Annotated in this window: 11 protein-coding genes; 3 read left to right on the top strand and 8 right to left on the bottom strand. The window is 70.7% G+C overall.

What is annotated here, in order from left to right; genetic code table 11:
• Positions 1–7 precede the first annotated feature (7 nt).
• The 7 genes from ABZ192_RS11885 to ABZ192_RS11855 all read right to left on the bottom strand — a co-directional run bounded on the left by ABZ192_RS11885 (position 8) and on the right by ABZ192_RS11855 (position 13885).
• On the bottom strand, positions 8–1627 hold the full coding sequence (locus ABZ192_RS11885; protein WP_356924355.1) for a fused response regulator/phosphatase: 1620 nt from the start codon (positions 1625–1627) through the stop codon (positions 8–10).
• A gap of 77 nt (positions 1628–1704) precedes the next feature.
• The gene (gene pulA, locus ABZ192_RS11880; protein ID WP_356924354.1) at positions 1705–7104 is read right to left on the bottom strand and encodes a pullulanase-type alpha-1,6-glucosidase; all 5400 of its coding nucleotides are present in this window, start codon (positions 7102–7104) and stop codon (positions 1705–1707) included.
• A gap of 106 nt (positions 7105–7210) precedes the next feature.
• Positions 7211–8584: an alpha-amylase family protein gene (locus ABZ192_RS11875; protein WP_356924353.1), complete on the bottom strand. Its 1374-nt coding sequence runs from the start codon at positions 8582–8584 to the stop codon at positions 7211–7213.
• Between the two features lie 154 nt (positions 8585–8738).
• The gene (locus ABZ192_RS11870; RefSeq protein ID WP_356924352.1) at positions 8739–10406 is read right to left on the bottom strand and encodes a glycoside hydrolase family 13 protein; all 1668 of its coding nucleotides are present in this window, start codon (positions 10404–10406) and stop codon (positions 8739–8741) included.
• 221 nt (positions 10407–10627) lie between these two features.
• Positions 10628–11479, bottom strand: a complete 852-nt coding sequence (locus ABZ192_RS11865; RefSeq protein ID WP_356924351.1) for an ABC transporter permease subunit — start codon at positions 11477–11479, stop codon at positions 10628–10630.
• Between the two features lie 14 nt (positions 11480–11493).
• Positions 11494–12498: a sugar ABC transporter permease gene (locus ABZ192_RS11860; protein WP_356924350.1), complete on the bottom strand. Its 1005-nt coding sequence runs from the start codon at positions 12496–12498 to the stop codon at positions 11494–11496.
• 118 nt (positions 12499–12616) lie between these two features.
• Complete coding sequence (locus ABZ192_RS11855; protein WP_356924349.1) at positions 12617–13885, bottom strand: extracellular solute-binding protein; 1269 nt, start codon at positions 13883–13885, stop codon at positions 12617–12619.
• A 414-nt stretch (positions 13886–14299) separates the two neighbouring features.
• Here ABZ192_RS11855 and ABZ192_RS11850 point away from each other — a divergent pair, with 414 nt between their 5' ends.
• From ABZ192_RS11850 to ABZ192_RS11840, 3 genes are all read left to right on the top strand, one after another.
• Positions 14300–15334, top strand: a complete 1035-nt coding sequence (locus ABZ192_RS11850; RefSeq protein WP_356924348.1) for a LacI family DNA-binding transcriptional regulator — start codon at positions 14300–14302, stop codon at positions 15332–15334.
• A gap of 93 nt (positions 15335–15427) precedes the next feature.
• On the top strand, positions 15428–16306 hold the full coding sequence (locus tag ABZ192_RS11845) for a phosphatase PAP2 family protein (RefSeq protein WP_356924347.1): 879 nt from the start codon (positions 15428–15430) through the stop codon (positions 16304–16306).
• Positions 16307–16487: 181 nt separating this feature from the next.
• A complete protein-coding gene (locus ABZ192_RS11840; protein ID WP_356924346.1) occupies positions 16488–16772 on the top strand; it encodes a hypothetical protein in 285 nt (94 codons plus the stop codon).
• Positions 16773–16777: 5 nt separating this feature from the next.
• Here the strand turns inward: ABZ192_RS11840 and ABZ192_RS11835 are convergent, their stop codons facing one another.
• A complete protein-coding gene (locus tag ABZ192_RS11835) occupies positions 16778–19786 on the bottom strand; it encodes a bifunctional [glutamine synthetase] adenylyltransferase/[glutamine synthetase]-adenylyl-L-tyrosine phosphorylase (protein WP_356924345.1) in 3009 nt (1002 codons plus the stop codon).
• Between the last annotated feature and the right edge of the window lie 154 nt (positions 19787–19940).

Raw genomic sequence — 19940 nt, 5'->3', positions numbered from 1 at the left:
GATGGGCTCACCCTAACCGCAGCGCCAGCATCGCGATGTCGTCCTCACGGTCCCGGCCGAAGCAGCCGAGGAGCACGTCGCAGAGGGTGTCGAGGCCGGCCGGGGCGTCCGCGGCGGCCGTGCGGAGCTGTTCCAGGGAGGTCTCCAGGGGAGTGCCGCGGGTCTCGATGAGGCCGTCGGTGACCATGAGGAGGCGATCGGTGGGCTTCAGCTGCCGCTCGGTCGCCGCGGGCCGTTCCAGGCCCAGTCCGAGCAGCGGACCGCACGCGTCGACGTACTCGGCGCCGCCCCCGTTGCGCAGGACCAGCGGCGGGATGTGCCCGGCGTTGGCGATGCGCACCCGCCCGCTGCCGGGGTCGAGCAGGGCCAGGCACACGGTGGCCGTGATGTCGGGGTGGTACTGCTGGAGCATCCGGTCGAGCCGCCCGGCCAGGACCACCGGGTCGCTCTCGGACACGCAGTAGGCGCGCAGCGCGTGCCGGATCTCGACCATGACGGTGGCCGCGTCCAGCGAGTGCCCGACGACGTCCCCGACGGCGGTGAGCACGCCCTCGGCGGTGCGCAGGGCGGCGTAGAAGTCGCCGCCGATCTCGGTCTGCCGGGAGGCGGGCACGTAGCGGACGACGATGTCGACGCCGGGCAGGTGCGGCAGCTTGTGCGGCTGGGGCAGGAAACTGTGCTGGAGGGTGAGGGCGACGTGCCGCTCCACCCGGTACAGCAGCAGCGGCTCGGCGGCCAGGGCACAGGCCTGGGCGAGGCGGGCGAGCAGCCCGTCGGCAGCGGGATCGGTGATCGCGGCACGCCGTACGGGTGTGGCCAGGCAGACCGCCGTCCGGCCGTCCTGCGCGGTCGCCACCGTCAGGCGGGCGTCGTCCTCGACGCCCGGCCGGAACATCCCGGCCGGCCACAACGGCGCGGGGACGACGGTGCTGTGGACGCCCGTGCGGCCCTCCGCGAGCCGGGTGACCAGCCGTGCCGCCGCCTGGTGGGCGCCGCTGGACGCGGGCGCGGGGCGGCAGCGGGCCGTGCCCAGGTACGGCTCGCCGTCCGGGCCGATCACGAAGCCCACGGCGGGCGAGGCGGTGAGTCGGGCGGCGCCGTCGGCGGCCGCGGCGGCGAGTTCCCGCGGGCAGCGGGCGGCCTGCACGGTGACGATGGCCTCGGACAGCAGCGTCAGACGGTGGACGGTGGTCTCGGCGCCCGTGCTGCGGCGCGCCCCGCGCACGGCGGCGCGTACGACGGCCTGGATCTCCTGCGGCTCGGCGGGCACGGTCAGATAGGCGTCGCCGCCCGCGTCCAGGCCGCGGCACCGGTCGCCTGGGGCGGTCGCGGCGGCGGAGAAGTGCACGACGGGCAGCGCGGCCAGGGGCGGCCGGGCCCGGACCCGGCGGCACAGTTCGAAACCGCTCATGTCCGGCAAGCCCACGTCGACGAGGGCCACGTCGGGCAGGGTGCCGTCCCGGAGCCGGACGTCGAGTTCGACGAGCGCCTCGCCGCCGCTGGCGACGGGCACGACCTGGTGGCCGGCCCGGCTCAGCACCGCGCCCATGGCGTACCGGCTGGCCGCGACGTCGTCCACGACCAGCACGGTGGTGCCGGGGCTGTGCTGCGTGCCGTTGCGGTCCATCGTCGACTGGGCGCCTCGGGGCGTACATAGGTGGGGCGGACCGTCGGTCGCGGCCTGCCCCACCCAACGTAGTGCGGCTATCCGGCGGCCCGGGTGAAGACGGCGACCGTGCGCCCCGGAACGGCGAACGTGCCCGATTCCGCCGCGTAGGAGGACGACTTGACGGTAGAGTCCGCCCCCGCCGCCTGCACGGGGTGCAGCCGGTAGCCGGTCCCGGCGAGTGCGGGGACACGCTGTTCCTGCCGCTCGGGAGTGGCGTTGAAGACGACGACGAGGTCACCGAGCCGCATGGTGATCACTCCGGGCGTCTCGTCCCTGCCGGACAGCGGGAAGGAGAGCCGGGACTGCACCTGCTCGGCCGTGCCGAGGGAGAAGTCCTTCTCGGTGGTACGGATCCGCAGCAGGTCCCGGTACGCCGCCGAGGCGCCCTCGATCTGCTCGCAGCCCACCCGCACCTTGCTCAACAGGGGCTTGGCGTACGGCCACTTGGCGGCGTTGTCGGCCGCCATGGGCAGTCCGCGGCCGAAGCCGTTGCCGTCGGCGCAGTTCCAGTGGACGGCGTTGAACCAGTCGCCGCTGTCGTAGGAGTTGCGGTCCAGGGACTTCGAGCGGAGCAGGTCGGTGCCTGCCTGGGAGAACGCCGGGCCCTGGGACAGGGTGGCCGTCGCCATGGCCAGGACCTGCATCCGGGCGCGGTCGGACGCGCTGGTCATGGCGGGCAGTTTGAAGGCGAGCGCGTCGAAGAGGGACTCGTTGTCGTGCGCGTCGGCGTAGGCGAGGGCGTCGCCGGGGGCGTCCGCGTAGCCGGCGGGTGAGCCGTTGTAGTCGACCTCGGAGCCCTTGACTTCCTTGCCGCCGGTGTCGGTGAACCGGTAGCGGGCGAGGTTGCCGGAGAGCCCGACCTTGATCAGGTCCTGGTAGTGCAGCAGGCGGGCCTTCTGTTCGGCCGGACTGCCGTTGTTCTCAGAGGAGTTGGGTTCCGTGTAGAGGCCGGACCCGAAGCCCTGCACGCCGGGGTCCTCGTCGAAGGGGCCGCCGCCGCGCACGGCGTCACGGGCCCGGTCGGAGAAGGTGGCGATGCCGGTGCCGGCCATGTTCTTCTGGGTGGCCTGGACGAACCGGGCGTCATCGGCGACCTCGCCGAAGTTCCAGCCCTCCCCGTACAGGATGATCTTCTTGCCGTCGACGCCGTCCTCGGCGAGGGTCAGCTCGTCCAGTGCCTTCCGTACGGCCAGGATGTTCGCCTTCGGGTGGTGGCCCATGAGGTCGAAGCGGAAGCCGTCGACCTTGTACTGCCTGGCCCAGGTGACGATCGAGTCGACGACCAGCTTGCCCATCATGGCGTTCTCGGTGGCGGTGTTGGCGCAGCAGGTGCTGTTCGCCACCGAGCCGTCGGCCAGGAGCCGCTGGTAGTAGCCGGGCACGATCCGGTCGAGGACGCTGGTCCGCTCCTGGCCGGCGGCCGCGGTGTGGTTGTAGACGACGTCCATGACGACCCGCAGGCCGTCGTCGTTGAGGGCCTTGACCATCTTGCGGAACTCGGCCGTGCGGGCCGTGCCGTCCGGGTCGGTGGCGTAGGAGCCCTCGGGGACCCTGTAGTGGTACGGGTCGTAGCCCCAGTTGTAGGCGTCCTTCGCGGCGATCTTCCCGACGCACTCCTGCTGCTTGTCGGAGTCGGCCGGGTAGGAGGCCAGATCACAGTCGACGCTCGCCTGGTCGGCCTCGCGCTCCGGGATGGTGGCGATGTCGAAGGCGGGCAGGAGGTGGACGTAGGAGGTGCCGGCCTTCGCCAGCGCGCGCAGGTGCTTCGAGCCGTCGCTCGCCTTGTCGGTGAAGGCGAGGTAGGTGCCCGGGTGCTTGGCCGTCCTGTCCTCGACGGAGAAGTCCCGGATGTGCAGCTCCTGGATCTGGGCGTCCCGCAGCGGTACGGCCTCGGGCTTGGTGTACGTCGACCAGCCGACGGGTTTGAGGGACTTGTCGTCCAGGTCGACCAGGAGACTGCGCTCGGAGTCCGCGGTGAGGGCGACCGAGTAGGGGTCGGTGACCTTGTTGGTGACGACCTTGCCGGCGCTGGCCGCCCAGACCTTCACGACGTACCGGTAGGGCTTGTTCTTCCAGGACTTCGGGCCGGAGACGGACCAGACGCCGGTGGTGCCGTCGCGCTTCATCGGCACGGTGGAGTCGCCGATCTCCAGCGCCACGTGCTGCGCGGTCGGCGCCCACACGGACAGCGTGGGGCGGCTCCCGGAGAACGCCGGCCCGAGGTCGGCCTTCGTCGCGCCGGAGTACAGGTCGTCGAGCACGCCGGCGATCTGCACACCGGTCGCGGCGAGCACGGCCCCGTTCACGGCCCGCTGCGTGGCGACGACCTGACCGCGCAGGGCCTCACGCACCCGGTCGCGGTCGCGCGGGTCGACGGTCCAGGCGTCGTACTCCTTCAGGTGCGGGAACTTCGCCTTCTGGGCATCGGTGAGGGTGCTCCTGGACAGCCGGAGCCACCTCTCGTCGTCGCTGGTCAGGGCGCCGTCCTCGACCGCGACCGAGCCGTCCCGGCTGTACAGCAGCTGGGTGGAGGCGGCGGCCTCGGAGCCGTTCCAGGCGAGGGTGTTCCGGTCGATCCAGACCGCCTTGGACGTGCTCAGGTCGAGCGCGGCCGAGGTGCCCGCCGGCTGCGGGAGCAGGTACTTCTCCTGGCCGCTCAACAGCCACACCTCATGGCCGTACGTCTTGAGGTCGAGCGACTGGTCGGCGGGCAGGTCCTTCTCGTCGCCCTTGTGGAGGATGTAGCTGAGGCTGGTGGCACCGTCGCTGAGCGGTACCTCGAAGACCGCACCATACGTATCAGTCTTGACCGGCTTCAGGGGCTTCGACCACTCGGTGGGCTGGGCGGCGCCCGTCCACACGTGCAGGCCCCAGCCGTCGTAGTTGCCGTCGGCGCGGTGGTAGTGCAGGACGGCCTTGGTCCTGTCGGGCGCCGGGTGGTCCGGGCGCTCGGTGGTGACGGTCTCCTTGCCCTGCTCGATCCAGACCTCGCCGGTCCTGGTGACGTCGATCGTGCGGTCGGTGGCGACGTCCTTGTCGCCGTCCTTGTCGACGACGAGGAAGCCGACGGTCGAGGCGCCGGGCTTGAGCTTGACCCAGGCGAAGGCGCCGTAGGCGTCCCGGCCGGTGAAGGGGTGGCTGTCGGGCCACTGGGTGGCCTCGCCGTCGGCGAGGTCGCCCCAGGCGTACAGGCCCCAGTCGGCGTAGTCGCCGTCGGCGCGCTTGTAGTGGACGATCGCGTAGTCGCGGGAGGAGGCGCCGGGCGGAGGCTCGGCCGGCGGGGTGCCGGTGGTGGAGGCGGCCAGGGCGCTCGCGGTGCGGCCGGACGAGTCGACCACGACGGCCTTGTAGCGCAGGGCCGTGCCAGGCGGTACGTCGTCGGCGACGGTCTGGGTGACCTTGTACGGGGCGTGGTCGGCGGAGCCGAGCGTCTGCCACCTGCCGTTGCCCACCTGGGCGGCGAAGACGACGCGGTTGAGCCGGCCGCCGTCGACGTCGGCGGAGAGCTCCACCGTGCCGGTGGCGCCGGCCACCGGGGCCTTCAGGGTGATCGTCGGAGCGGTGGCGGGCGCGGCGAGGCGGCCGGACGCCTTGAGCACGATCGCCGAGCCGGGCGGGACGGTGACGGTGAGCTTCCTGTCACCGTCGCTCTTCAGGGAGTCGTCGGTGCCGTAGACGCCCTTGAAGGTCATGCCGGCCGAACCGGTCGCGAAGGTCGCCGTCCTCGCCTCGTCCGCGTTGTTGACGGCGACGACGTACTCGATGCCGCTCTGGGCGTCGGTGCGGGAGAAGGCGTACACGCCCGGGCCGTCGGCCGCGTAGCGCTGCTCCTGGACGCCGTCGGCCAGGGCGGGGTGTGCCTTGCGGAGCCCCGCGAGAGCACTGATCTGCCGGTAGAGCGGTGCTCTCGTGTCGTAGGCGTCCTCGGCGTGGGTGCGGTCGGTGCCGATCAGGTCGTCGTCGAGGTAGTCGGCGGTGCGGGAGGCGAACATGCTCTGCCGGGCGTCCTTGTCACCGCCCGCGCCGGTGAAGCCCTGCTCGTCGCCGTAGTAGACGACGGGGTTGCCGCGGCTGAGGAACATCAGCTCGTTGGCGAGCCGGTCCTTCCTCAGCAGCTCGGCGTCGGTGGCCTTCGGGTCGTCCTGCTTCAGGAAGTGCCCGATGCGGCCCATGTCGTGGTTGCCGAGGAAGGTGACCTGCTCGTACGCGTTGGCCTTGTCGGTCGTGTACTTGTAGTCGTCGCCGAAGACGCTCGCGAGCTGCTGCGCGCTGCCGCCCTGGGAGACGTACTGCCGGGCCGCCTCCTGGAAGGGGAAGTCGAGCGTGGCGTCGAGGCGGCCCCGGGTGACGTACGGGGCGGTGACGTCCGTGTCGGCCGAGTAGACCTCGCCGAACATGAAGAAGTCGTCGCGGCCCCGTTCGGCGGCGTAAGCGTCCAGGGCGGTCGCCCACTGCGTCCAGAACTCCGTGTCGACGTGCTTCACGGTGTCGATCCGGAAGCCGTCGACGTCGAAGTCCCGCACCCAGCGCTGGTAGATCCGCTCCATGCCGCGCACGACCTCGGGCCGCTCGGTCCACAGGTCGTCGAGGCCGGAGAAGTCGCCGTGCGCGGAGCTCTCACCGGCGAAGGTGGAGTCGCCGCGGTTGTGGTACATCGTCGGGTCGTTGAGCCAGGACGGGACCTTGTTCTTCCGGGTCACCTTCGGCGTGCGCGGGAAGGAGCCGCTGTCGACGCGGGGGAAGTCCCGCCGCCCGTCCGCGTAGTCGGCGTCGTCGAAGGGCACGCCGTCCTTCGTCAGATACGGGAAGGCGCCCTTGGAGAGGTAGTCGTAGGACTTCTCCTCGTAGTCGACGACGTCCGCCGTGTGGTTGGTGATGACGTCGAAGAAGACCTTCATGCCCTTGGCGTGGGCCTTGTCGATGAGGGTTTCGAGGTCTTCATTGGTGCCGAAGTGCGGGTCGACCTGGGTGAAGTCGGTGATCCAGTACCCGTGGTAGCCGGCGGAGGCGTTCGCGCCGGTGCCCTGCACGGGCTGGTTCTTGAAGATCGGGGCCATCCACAGGGCGGTGGTGCCCAGGCCCTTGATGTAGTCGAGCTTCCGGGTCAGGCCCTTGAGGTCGCCGCCCTGGTAGAAGCCCTTGTCGGTGGGGTCGTAGCCGGTGGACAGGCGTGAACCGGTCAGCCCGCCCTTGTCGTTGCGCGGGTCGCCGCCCGCGAAACGGTCCGGCAGGACGAAGTAGAACTGCTCACGGGTGGCGTCGTGGCGGGCGGGCTCGGCGGCGAGCCTCGCGTCGGACGGGGGCGCCGGTGGGGTGGCCGCCCCGGCGGCGAGAGGCTGGACGAGTGCTGCGGCCAGCGCGGTGGCGGTGACCGCAGCGACCCGTCCGGCACGGGAGGTTCGGCGCCTGGACGGCACCGGCCATCTCGGTATCACTGACGTGGACTCCTTGCGATTGCGGCTCTCTCGGGTCCGACCCCGCGCGAACGTATCGCCGCCGAAACACTTTCAGCAAGAGTCCTGCAACTGCTGGAAAGAATTTTCAGCAGCGCGGTGTGGCCGCGTGGATCGCCAAGGCGGTGTTCGAGCCCAGCGTGGCCGTCAGCTGCCCGCTGGAGTTCACCGTCACGGTCGTGTTGTTCTGCACGTCGCAGTACGTCCCCGCAGGCATCGACGTCTGGTACGTCCGGGTCAGGGAGCCCGGCTCGTGGTTGATGGCCACGAACCCCTTGCCGCCGCGGCCGAAGGCGATGGCGTCGCCCCCGTTGTCCCACCAGTCGGTGACAGCTTCGCCGCGGGTGGCGTTGCGGAAGGCGACCATGGACTTGATCTCCGGCCAGTTGTGCTGACACTTCCAGCCGTCCTGCCAGCAGGCGTTGACCTGGCCGCCGTTCGGCGGGCCGGCGTCGTGGTCGGTGAACTCGTAACCGGAGTTGATGTCGGGCGCACCGTAGGGCCAGGCCAGCATGAAGACGTGGGCCAGCGTGTAGTTCGCACCGTCCTTGTAGCTGAGGGTGGAGCCGTTGCGCTCGGTGTCGTGGTTGTCGACGAAGACGCCGGAGACGCCGCTGTTCATGTAGCCCCAGCCCTCGCCGTAGTTTTTCAGATAGGCGAGGTTCTCGCTGTTGAAGACCCGCTTGAGGTCGTAGGCGTAGCGGAACTCCTGGACGTCGCCGTTGCCGGTGTACTCGGTGGGCTGGACGGCCTCGCCGGCTCCGTGGATGACCTCCTGCTTCCAGTACGCCGACGGATTGCTCAGCCGCGACTTGATGTGCGCCAGGTCGGCGGCGTCCATGTGCTTGGCCGCGTCGATGCGGAAGCCGTCCACGCCGAGGGAGAGCAGGTCGTCCATGTACCCGGCGATCGCCCCGCGGACGTAGTTCTCGCCGGTGTCGAGGTCGGCGAGGCCCACCAGTTCGCAGTGCTGGACGTTCCAGCGGTCCTGGTAGGAGCTGATCCGGCTCGTACAGTCGTCGAAGTCGTACGACGAGTACAGGCCCGGGTAGGTGTACTTCGTGTACGACGAGCCGCCGGTGCCGGTGCCGTCGCCCGCCGCCATGTGGTTGATCACCGTGTCGACGACGACCTTCACACCGGCCGCGTGGCAGGTGTCGACCATGTTCCGGAAGGCCGCGCGGTCGCCGAGCCGGCCGGCGATCTTGTAGCTGACCGGCTGGTACGAGGTCCACCACTGCGGGCCCTGTATGTGCTCGGCGGGCGGGGAGACCTGGACGTAGCCGTATCCGGCGGGCCCGAGGGTGTTGCCGCACTCGCGGGCGACGGAGGCGTACTTCCACTCGAAGAGGACGGCGGTGACGTCCTTGGTGCCAGGTGGGGAGGCCTGGGCGCCAGTCGGGTTCATGACAACCGCAGCCGCGGCGAGCGCGACGGCGGCGGCGAGGTGTCTGCGTGCCATGTGGGGTTTCCTTCTTCGTTGAAGGACTGTTGACGGTTCTTGCTGCAAGGTTCAGAAACCTTGCGGTGACGCAGATGGTAAGGGCCCGCCGCCCCGAAGGGCAGCGGGCCGTGCCAAATTCAACGGAAAGTCAGGCGGCAGAGCAGAGGGCGGATCAGGCGGTGGTCCACCACACCGTGGTGTCGGCGGGCACCTTCGCCTCGTCGTCAACGTGGACGATCTCCCCGCTCGCGACCAGCATCCGCCCGTACGCCGGCATCGCCACCGACTCGCCGGTGGTGTTCGCCACGCACACGAACTCCCCGCGCCGGAAGGCGAGCACGCCCTCGGGTGCCCGCAGCCACTCCACGGACGCGCCGGCTCCGAGGTCGGGCTGCTCCCGGCGCACGGCGAGCGCGGCCCGGTACAGCTCCAGGGTCGAGCCGGGCGCGCCGGTCTGCGCCTCGACGCTCAGCTCGCCCCAGCCCTCCGGCTGCGGCAGCCAGCTGCCCCCGTCGCCGAAGCCGTACGACGACCCGGTCCTGCTCCAGGGGATCGGCACCCGGCATCCGTCACGGAAGCCGTCCTGGCCCGCGCCCCGGAAGTACGCCGGGTCCTGGCGCACCTCGTCGGGCAGGTCCACGACGTCCGGAAGGCCCAGCTCCTCGCCCTGGTAGATGTAGGCCGAGCCGGGCAGCGCCAGCATCAGCAGGGTCGCGGCCCGGGCCCTGCGCAGGCCCAGCTCCCGGTCGCCGGCCAGACGGATCTGGGTGCCGAGGCCGGGCGGGTTGGCGAACCGGGTGGCGTGCCGGGTCACGTCGTGGTTGGACAGGACCCAGGTGGCGGGGGCGCCGACCGGGCGCATGGCGTCCAGGGTGCGGTCGATGACCTCGCGCATCTCCGCGGCGTCCCAGTGGGTGCTGAGGTACTGGAAGTTGAAGGCCTGGTGCAGCTCGTCCGGGCGGACGTAGTTGGCGGTGCGCTCGATGGTCGGCGTCCAGGCCTCGGCGACGAAGATGCGCCCACCCGAGTACTCGTCGAGGATGCGCCGCCACTGCCGGTAGATCTCGTGCACCCCGTCCTGGTCGAAGAACGGCATGACATCGTTGCCCAGCAGCTTCACCTGGTCGTGGGATCCAAGGTCGGGCAGCCCCTCCGCCTTCACCAGGCCGTGGGCGACATCGATCCGGAAGCCGTCGACGCCCATGTCCAGCCAGAAGCGCAGGATGGAACGGAACTCGTCGCCGACCGCCGGGTGCTCCCAGTTGAAGTCGGGCTGCTCGGGGGCGAAGAGGTGCAGGTACCACTCACCGTCCGGGACCCGCGTCCAGGCCGGACCGCCGAAGATCGACTCCCAGTCGTTGGGAGGGAGTTCGCCGTTCTTCCCCTTGCCGGGGCGGAAGTGGTAGCGGTCCCGCAGCGGTGAGCCCGGGCCCTCCGCGACGGCCCGCTTGAACCACTCGTGCTGGTCGGAGGAGTGGTTGGGCACGAGGTCGACGATGATCCTCAGGCCCAGCTCATGGGCGTCGCGGATCAGCGCGTCGGCGTCCAGGAGGTTGCCGAACATCGGGTCGACGGCCCGGTAGTCGGCGACGTCGTAGCCGGCGTCGGCCTGCGGCGAGGCGTAGAAGGGGCTGAGCCACACGGCGTCCACGCCGAGGTCGCGCAGGTACGGCAGGCGGGTGCGGACACCTTCCAGGTCGCCCATGCCGTCGCCGTTGCTGTCGGCGAAGCTGCGCGGGTACACCTGGTAGATCACCGCGTCCCGCCACCAGTCGCGACGCTTGGCGACGGCCACGGCGGACGTGGGGGTGGGGGCAGGTGCGGCTGAGTGCTGGCTCATGTCGTCCTTGATGCGTAACTGAGGTGTGGTCATGTGAGCGTGAGGCGGGTGGGTGACGAGGCGGCCGCGGCACAGCGGGGTCGGATGGGCACCGCGGCCACCTCGGGCTTCTGGAGGGCGGATCGGCAGCGTCCCAAGGGGCGCGGGACTCTATCGATATGCGGCTCCGCCGCGTGGGCGCGACCGGCCACGACGGCCCCGCAGCCGGCCGACAAGCGAAGTCACCCCTTCGTGCCGCCGGCGGTGAGCCCGGTCACCAGGTTCTTCTGCACGAGGTAGAAGAACAGGGCAGCCGGTATCGCGATCAGTACAGCCGTCGCGGCCATCAGGTTCCGCTGCGCGTCGTGCTCGCTCACGAACGTCTGGAGACCGACGGCAAACGTGTACTTGTCGTCACTCAGCAGGAACGTCGAAGCGAACGCGACCTCACCGAAGGCCGTGAGGAAGCTGTAGAACGCCGCGACCGCGAGGCCCGGCTTGGCGAGCGGCAGGATGAGCCGCGCGAACGTGCCGAAGGGTGTCAGCCCGTCGACGCGCCCGGCCTCGTCGATCTCGAACGGGATGGTGTCGAAATAGCCCTTCATCAGCCAGGCGCAGTACGGCACGATCGTGGTGCAGTTGACAAGGATGAGACCAAGGTAGCTGTCGATGAGCTGCAGATCCGAGAGGATCTGGTACATCGGCACGATCAGTACCGCGATCGGGAACATCTGGGTGACGAGCAGCATCCACATCAGCTTCCGGTAGCCGGGGAACCGCATGCGCGAGACCGCGTAGCCGGTGGACGCGGCGACGACGACGCCGATGAACGTCGTGCCCAGCCCCACGATCAGCGTGCTCTTCAGCCAGTGGAAGAAATTGGTGTCCTGCAGGACGAACGCGTAGTTGTCGAGCGCCATCTTGCCCCAGATGCGTCCGGGGTGGAGGTAGTCGTCCTTGTCCGGGCCGAGGGACAGGAAGACCAGCCAGGCGATCGGGAAGAGCGCGGTCAGGCTCGCGCCGATCAGGACGGCGTGCGAGACGAGGGAGGTCGTGCGGCTGTGCTCGCCGCGGCGGCGGGTGGTCGTACTCATGTCGGACTCCTGCCTCAGATCGCGAGCTGCTGGTCGTTGCGGTTCAGCCAGCGGCGGTAGAAGGACGTGAAGACGATCAGGATGGACAGGAGCAGGATTCCGTAGGCGGCGGACTGGGCGTAGTCGCGCGGCTGCTGTCCGAAGCCCAGCTGGTAGGCCCAGGTCACGAGGATCTGGGCCTCCGGGGCGGTGTTGCCGAACAGCAGGAAGATGATGGCGAACTGGTTGAAGGTCCAGATCACGCCGAGGAGCACGACCGTGGTGCTGACGGACCGCAGGCCGGGCAGGGTGATGTGGCGAAAGCGCTGCCAGGCGTTGGCGCCGTCCATCTCGGAGGCCTCGTACAGGCTCGCGTCGATCGACTGGAGTCCGCCGAGCAGCGAGACCATCATGAACGGCACGCCGCACCAGGTGTTGACCATGATCGCGGCGAACCGCTGCCAGGTGGTGTCCTCCAGCCACAGCGGTGTCGGCAGGTGCAGGAAGTCCAGGCCGGAGTTGATGACGCCGCCGTCGGCGAGCATGAACCGCCAGCCGAACACGGTGACGAAGGTCGGCACGGCCCAGGGCAGGACCAGGATCATCCGGTAGAGGGTGCGCCCGCGCAGCTTCTGGTTGAGCAGCAGGGCGAGACCGAGACCGATGCCGTAGTGCAGGGCGACACAGGCCGCCGTCCAGAAGACCGTCCACAGGACGTGCGACCAGAAGCGGTCGTACGCCGTCGGGCCCCACAGGATGTCGGCGTAGTTGTCCAGGCCGATGAACTTGTAGGTGGCGTCGATCTGATTGACGCCGATCGTGCGGGCGGTGTTCAGGCTGGTGGCGTCGGTGAGGGTGAGGTACAGGCCGTACGCCAGCGGGTACAGCACGAGGACGCCGAGGACGACCGCCACCGGCGCGATCATCGCGTAGGCGTACCAGTGCTTGTGGAAGCCGTTCTTCAGCCGGCTGCCCGGCCCGGGCCGCGGTTCCCGCTCACCGCGCCGCTTGCCGGTCGCTCGGTCGATGACGACTGTCATGGTTCGGCACCTTCTGGAGGTTCAAGGAGTTCGGAGGGGAGCCGCCCGGGCTCGGGCGCGGCCGGTGGCCGCCGGGCCTCCTCCCCCATGACCGGGGGATCCGGCGGCCACGCGGCGGTCACTTGGAGAAGTCCGGCACCAGCTTGGTCATGGCGGTCTCGGCGTCGCCGAGGCCCTTGTCCAGGGACTCCTTGCCGCCCGCGATCTCGATCAGCTCGTCGTCGAGCGGACCCCACAGCGAGCTGTACTCGGGCAGCGCCGGGCGCGGCTGGGCGGAGGACAGCACGCCCTGGTAGCCGGCGATGCCGGGGTCGGCCTTGACCTTCGCGGTGTAGGCGTCCTCGCGCGTGGGGAGCGTGGAGTTCTTCAGCGCGATGGTCTCCTGGGCCTTCGCCGAGGTCATGAACTTCACGAACTTCAGCGAGGCCTCCTGGTGGGCCTTGTCCGAGCCCGCGTACACGGAGAGGTTGTGGCCGCCGGTCGGGGCGCCCGTCTTGCCGGTGGAGCCGGCCGGGACGGTGGCGATGCCGAGGTTGTTCTTGTCCTTGAAGGCCGAACCCTTGTAGAAGTTCGTGATCTCCCACGGGCCCTGGACGATCGAGGCGACCTTGCCGCTGACGAACGCCTCCTGGATGTGGGCGTAGGCGTCGGCGGTGGTGTCGGCCTTGTGCAGGCCCTTGCCCTTGAAGAGGCTCTGCCACGTGCCGTAGGCCTTCTTGGCGGCGGGCGAGGTGATGGTGATCTTCTTGGCGTCGACGTCGACGGTGTCGGTGCCCTCGCCGTAGAGGAAGGACTGGGCGTAGTAGGCCTGGGTGGAGCCCCAGTAGCCGTCGGCGCCGGTCTTGTCCTTGATGGTGGCGGCGGCCTTCTTCAGGTCGTCCCAGGTCTTGGGGGCTTCGACGCCGGCCTTCTTGAACAGGGCCTTGTTGTAAACGAGGGCCAGGGTGTCCGTGGTGAAGGGGACGCCGTAGGTCTTGCCCTCGTATTTGGCCTGCTCGATCAGGCTGGGCTGGAACTTGTCCTGCTCGGCGAGGGCCTCGGTGCCGTCCAGCGGCGCGAAGAAGCCCTTCTTGGCGAAGGCCGGGGTCCAGCCGACCTCGGAGCGCAGCACGTCGGGGGCGCCCTTGGAACCGGCGGCGGTGTCGAACTTGTTCTGCGCCTGGTCGAAGGGGACGTTGACGTAGTTGACCTTGATGCCCTTGTTGGCGGCCTCGAACTCCTTGACCAGGGCCTTGTAGGTCGGCGCCTCGTTGGTGGCGTTGGAGGTGTCCCACCAGGTGATGGTGACCGGGCCGTCGGCCTCGTCGCCGCTGTCGCTCCCGCCGCACGCCGTCGCCGCCAGGGCGAGGGACGCCACCAGCGCGGTGGCCGCTATGCCACGCCGCATGAGTTCTCCTTGAGGGTGAAAGCCCGTTTCGTGCTGCCGACTGCGCCGTTGGCCGCCGGGCGTCGGTGAGATTAGCCGCGCTGCAACGACTTGCGAAAGACCTTGCAGCAAAAAGTTGCAAGCGGTGCGGATGGTTACCCCGCCGTGACCTCTTTCGGGTCTCATCCGGATCTACTCCTGACCGTTGCGGAACGGGGATTTCCGGCTGTCGGGCGGGGAGTCGGGCAGTTGTGCAAGACTCTGCAAGCACTTGCCATCCGTTGCCGCCGAGGGAATCATCCGTTGCGGATCGGACGCCGACCACGACTTCGAGGGACCGCGATGACCAAGCAACCCGCAGCGGGCCGTGCGCCGGCCCGCACCAGGCGTCCCGTCGGTGTGCAAGCGGAACCCCGGCCGCTACAGTCCAGTGCTGTGACCACACGGCTTGCCGACATCGCTGCTCAGGCGGGGGTGAGCGAAGCGACCGTCAGCCGCGTCCTCAACGGGAAGCCGGGCGTCGCCGACACCACCCGCCAGTCCGTGCTGGCCGCCCTCGACGTGCTGGGCTACGAACGCCCGGTGCGGCTGCGGCAGCGCAGTGAGGGCCTGGTGGGTCTGATCACCCCCGAGCTGGAGAACCCGATCTTCCCGGCCCTGGCGCAGGTCATCGGCCAGGCGCTGACCCGGCAGGGCTACACGCCGGTGCTGGCCACGCAGACGCCGGGCGGCTCGACCGAGGACGAGCTCACGGAGATGCTGGTGGACCGCGGGGTCGCCGGCATCATCTATGTCTCCGGGCTGCACGCGGACACCTCCGCCGACATGCAGCGCTACGACCGGCTGCGCGCGCAGGGCGTGCCGTACGTGCTGGTCGACGGCTTCTCGCCGAAGGTGCAGGCGCCGTTCATCTCCCCCGACGACCGCGCGGCGATGAACCTCGCGGTGACGCACCTGGTGTCCCTCGGGCACACGCGGATCGGTCTGGCTCTGGGGCCCAAGCGCTTCGTGCCCGTGCAGCGCAAGATCGAGGGGTTCGTACGCACCATGCAGGACCAGTTGGGGCTGGGTGCCGAGGCCGTCGAGACGGAGCTGGTCCAGCACTCCCTCTACACCCTGGAGGGCGGGCAGGCCGCGGCCACGGCGCTGATCGAGCGGAACTGCACGGCCGTGGTGTGCGCCAGCGACATGATGGCGCTGGGCGCGATCAGGGCGGCTCGCCAGCGCGGCCTGGAGGTTCCGAAGGACGTCTCCGTGGTCGGCTTCGACGACTCGCCGTTGATCGCCTTCACCGACCCGCCGCTGACGACGATCCGCAAGCCGGTCCCGGCGATGGGCCAGGCGGCGGTCCGTACGCTGCTGGAGGAGATCGGCGGGACGCCCGCGCCCCACAGCGAGTTCGTGTTCATGCCGGAACTGGTGGTGCGCGGTTCGACCGCTTCGGCGCCCGGGGACCGCGCTCGCTCCTGAGGTTCCCGGCTGGATTTCGCCGCAGAACATGCGGTCCGCACCAGTGCGGGGGATGATCGGGGGAACAGGGCTTTTCTGGCAGACTTTGTGCCTATGGGTGACACGACCGTGACGACGCTGGACGGCCGGCAAGCGGCCGTTCCGGACCCGGTCGCGGCCGATCCGGGAAGGGGCCTCCTCCCCCGGCTGCGCACCCCCCGCCGGCCCCGCTTCTGGTTCGAGATCCTGCTGATCGCGGTGAGTTACTGGACGTACTCGCTCGTCCGCAACGCCGTGCCCGAGCAGAAGGCCGAGGCGCTGCGCAACGCCGACTGGATCTGGCAGACCGAGCACGCTCTGGGCATCGCCGTCGAGGAGTCGGTGAACCGGGCCGTGAACTCGGTGACTTGGCTGATCATCGGCATGAACTACTACTACGCGACGCTGCACTTCGTGGTGACGCTGGGTGTGCTGGTGTGGCTGTACCGTCGCCATCCCGGCCGGTACGCGGCGACCCGCCTGGTGCTGTTCGCGACGACCGCCGTCGCCCTGGTCGGTTACTACCTGTATCCGCTCGCACCCCCACGGCTGATGAACGGCGGCGACTTCATCGACACGGTCATGGTCCACCAGACCTGGGGGTCGATGGCGTCCGGCGACCTGAAACACATGTCCAACCAGTACGCCGCGATGCCGTCGATGCACATCGGCTGGTCCACGTGGTGCGGCCTGACGATCTTCGCCCTGGCGACGGTCCCCTGGGTGCGGGTGCTGGGCCTTCTGTACCCGGCGCTGACGCTGGTGGTCATCGTCGCCACGGCGAACCACTTCTGGCTGGATGCCGTCGGTGGCGTGCTCTGCCTGTCCTTCGGTTTCGCGGTGGCGGGTGTCTGGTACGGGAGGCTTCCGTACGCCCTGCCGAGAGACGTACCGAGGCGTGACACCGACAGGCCACGCAGGCGTCCCGCCCCGGAACCCTCCACCAAGCGCTGACCGCCGTCGGCCCCGGCGGTGCCCAACCGGCCCGGCCATCACGAATCAGACCCGGGGAGGCGCCGCCCGCCAGGCGCGCGGCGGACAGGTCGTCGGGTACCGCGCGCGGGCAGGGCGCGATGATGTTCGCCGCCACGCCGGGCCGCAACGGGCCGGCACGGCGGCGGAACCGCCATAGCCGATGAGCCACCGGCGGCCACGGACGCGCCCGGCCCGAAGGCGCCGCCACACGCCCGCCCGGCAGCCGGGCCGCAGCGGTCCGCGCGGTGACGACGAAAACCCCGTCAACGCCGACGAGCGGCCGAGCGGGCCCGCTCGCGAGAGCCCGCTCGTGCCGTGGCTGACCTCCCCGGCCGAGGCTCTGTCGGCGTCGAGCGCGGGCCGGGCGGACCGGGCGTTCGAGGTGGGCCTGACGGAGTTCGTGAAGCACGCGAGGGAGGTGCGGGCCGGTACCTGCCGGCAGTGACCGCGCTAACGCTCCGCCACTCCGTAGAACAGCTCGTCCACCACGCTCCGGGCCCGGCGGGCCGTTCGCCGGTACGCGTCGAGCATGTCGCCGGCGTGGCCGGGGCCGTAGCCCAAGTACCGTCCCACGGCGGCCAGTTCGCGGGGCTCCGTGGGGAACGTGTCGGCCGCCCGGCCGCGTACCAGCATGACCGCGTTGCGGACGCGGGTCGCGAGGACCCAGGCCTCGTCCAGGACCGCCGCGTCCTCGTCCCCGATGAGGCCGGCCGTGCGCGCGGCGGCCAGGGCCTGACGCGTCCGGGTCGTGCGCAGGCCCGGCTCGGCCGCGCCGTGCCGCAGTTGCAGCAGCTGCACCGTCCACTCCACGTCGGACAGGCCGCCCGGCCCCAGCTTGGCGTGCAGCTTGGGGTCGGCGCCCCGCGGCAGCCGCTCGGACTCCATTCGGGCCTTCAGCCGCCGGATCTCGCGCACGGCCTCGTCGGCGAGCCCGTCCGCCGGGTAGCGCAGCGGGTCGATCAGCTCGATGAACCGGCGGCCCAGGTCCTCGTCCCCGGCGACGGGCTCGGCGCGCAGCAGTGCGTGCGACTCCCAGGTCAGGGCCCACCGGCGGTAGTACGCCGCGTACGAGGTGAGGGTCCGCACGAGCGGGCCGGACTTGCCCTCCGGGCGCAGGTCCGCGTCGATGAGGAGGGGCGGGTCGGCGCTGGGGATCTGGAGCAGCCGGCTCATCTCGGAGACGACCTTGCTGGCGGCCTGGGAGGCCTCCCGCTCGTCGACGCCGTCGCGCGGCTCGTGCACGAACAGCACGTCCGCGTCGGAGCCGTAGCCCAGTTCGTGTCCGCCGAAGCGGCCCATCCCTATGATCGCGAACCGGGTGGGCAGGCTGTCCCCCCACCCGTCGCGCACGACCGCGCGGAGCGTGCCGGCGAGGGTCGCGGCCGTCAGGTCCGACACCGCGCCGCCGACCCGGTCCACCAGGGCGCCCGGGTCGGCCTCGACGGGCTGCTCCTCGGTGCCGTAGGAGCCGACGATGTCGGCGGCGGCCGTACGGAACAGCTCGCGGCGACGCACACCGCGCGCGGCCGTGACCGCCTGGGCGGCGCCGTCGGCCCGGTTCACCGCGGCGAGTATCTCCTGCTCCAGATGGGCGCGGGAGCGCGGTTCGAGACCGCCTCCGTCCCCGTCGCCGAGCAGCGCCACCGCCTCCGGGGCGCGCATCAGCAGGTCGGGCGCGAGCCGGCCGGCGGACAGCACGCGGGCGAGGTTCTGCGCGGCGGCGCCCTCGTCCCGCAGCAGCCGCAGGTACCAGGGCGTCTTGCCGAGCGCGTCCGAGACCTTGCGGAAGTTCAGCAGACCCGCGTCCGGGTCGGCCGAGTCGGCGAACCAGCCCAGCAGGACGGGCAGCAGGGTGCGCTGGATGGCGGCCTTGCGGGTGACGCCGGACGCCAGGGCCTCCAGGTGGCGCAGGGCGGAGGCCGGGTCGGCGTAGCCGAGGGCGACCATGCGCTCCCGGGCCGCCTCGACGCTCAACCGGGCCTCACCGGTGGCGAGTTGGGCGACCGCGTCGAGCAGCGGCCGGTAGAACAGCTTCTCGTGCAGCCGCCGTACGACGGTGGCGTGCCGCTTCCACTCGCGCAGCAGCTCGGCGACCGGGTCGGTGCGCAGGCCGAGGGAGCGGCCGATGCGGCGCAGTTCGGCCTCGTCCTCGGGCACCAGGTGGGTGCGGCGCAGCCGGAACAGCTGGATCCGGTGCTCCATGGAGCGCAGGAAGCGGTAGGCCTCGTCGAGCTGGGCGGCGTCGGCCCGGCCGACGTATCCGCCGGCGGCGAGGGCCTTCAGCGCGTCGAGGGTGGTGCCGCTGCGCAGCGAGGTGTCGGCCCGGCCGTGCACCAGCTGGAGCAGCTGCACGGCGAACTCGACGTCCCTGAGGCCGCCGGGGCCCAGCTTCAGCTGGCGGTCGACCTCGGCGACGGGGATGTTCTCCACGACCCGGCGGCGCATCTTCTGCACGTCCGGGACGAAGTTCTCGCGCTCGGCGGCCTTCCACACCAGCGGCTGGACGGCGGCGACGTACTCCGCGCCGAGGTCGAGGTCACCGGCCACCGGGCGGGCCTTGAGCAGGGCCTGGAACTCCCAGGTCTTGGCCCAGCGCTGGTAGTAGGCGAGGTGGCTGGAGAGGGTCCGCACGAGCGGGCCGTTCCTGCCCTCGGGGCGGAGGTTGGCGTCCACGGGCCAGATGGACCCCTCGACGGTCGTCTCGGAGCAGATCCGCATCATGTGCGAGGCGAGCCGGGTCGCGGCGCGGACGGCCTTGGTCTCGTCGGCGCCCTCGACGGCCTCCCCGACGAAGATGACGTCCACGTCGGAGACGTAGTTCAGCTCGTGGCCGCCGCACTTGCCCATCGCGATGACCGCGAGCCGGCACAGGGCGACGTCCTCGGGCGCGGCCGCCCCGGCGATGCGGAGGGCGGCCCGCAGGGTGGCGGTGGCCAGGTCGGCGAGTTCGGCGGCGGACTCGGCGACGCCGGTGGTGCCGCACACGTCCCGGGCGGCGATGGACAGCAGGCAGCGCCGGTAGGCGACGCGCAGGGAGACGGCGTCGGTGGCCTCCGCGAGACCTGCCTCGAACTCCTCCACCCCGGGGTGCAGGTCGTGGGCCTCGTACATGACGAGCGCCTGCCAGTCGTCCGGGTGACGGATGAGGTGGTCGGCGAGGGCGGTGGAGGCGCCGAGGACACCGAGCAGCCGGTCGCGCAGCGGCTTGGACGAGATCAGCGTGTCGAGGAGCTCCCGGCGGGCACCGGGCTCGGGCTGGGCCTCCAGCAGCCGGACCAGTCCGAGCAGCGCGAGGTCGGGGTCGGCGGTGGCGCCCAGCGCGTCCAGCAGCACCGGGTCGTCGCGCAGGGGCGCGAGCTCGGCGCTGTCCAGGAGCCGCTCGGCGGCGGAGGCGTCGGTGAAGCCGTGCCGCAGCAGCCGCGTGAAGGTACTGCTCCTGCGCCCCGGCGCCGCCGTCATCCGAGCCTCCCTCGCACTGTTCCTCGGACTTGCATCGGATCAAGGTCTACGGGTTTGAGCCTAACCGCACGGGACGGGGAAGCGCCGATGAGTTCGGCGTGCGGACGGGGTCTGCACCTGTGAAGCCACAGGCCGGGAGAACCGGAGCCACAGG

Source organism: Streptomyces sp. NPDC006235 (genome assembly GCF_040613735.1).
GTDB lineage: Bacteria > Actinomycetota > Actinomycetes > Streptomycetales > Streptomycetaceae > Streptomyces.
This window is presented reverse-complemented; position numbering and strand designations above follow the sequence as displayed.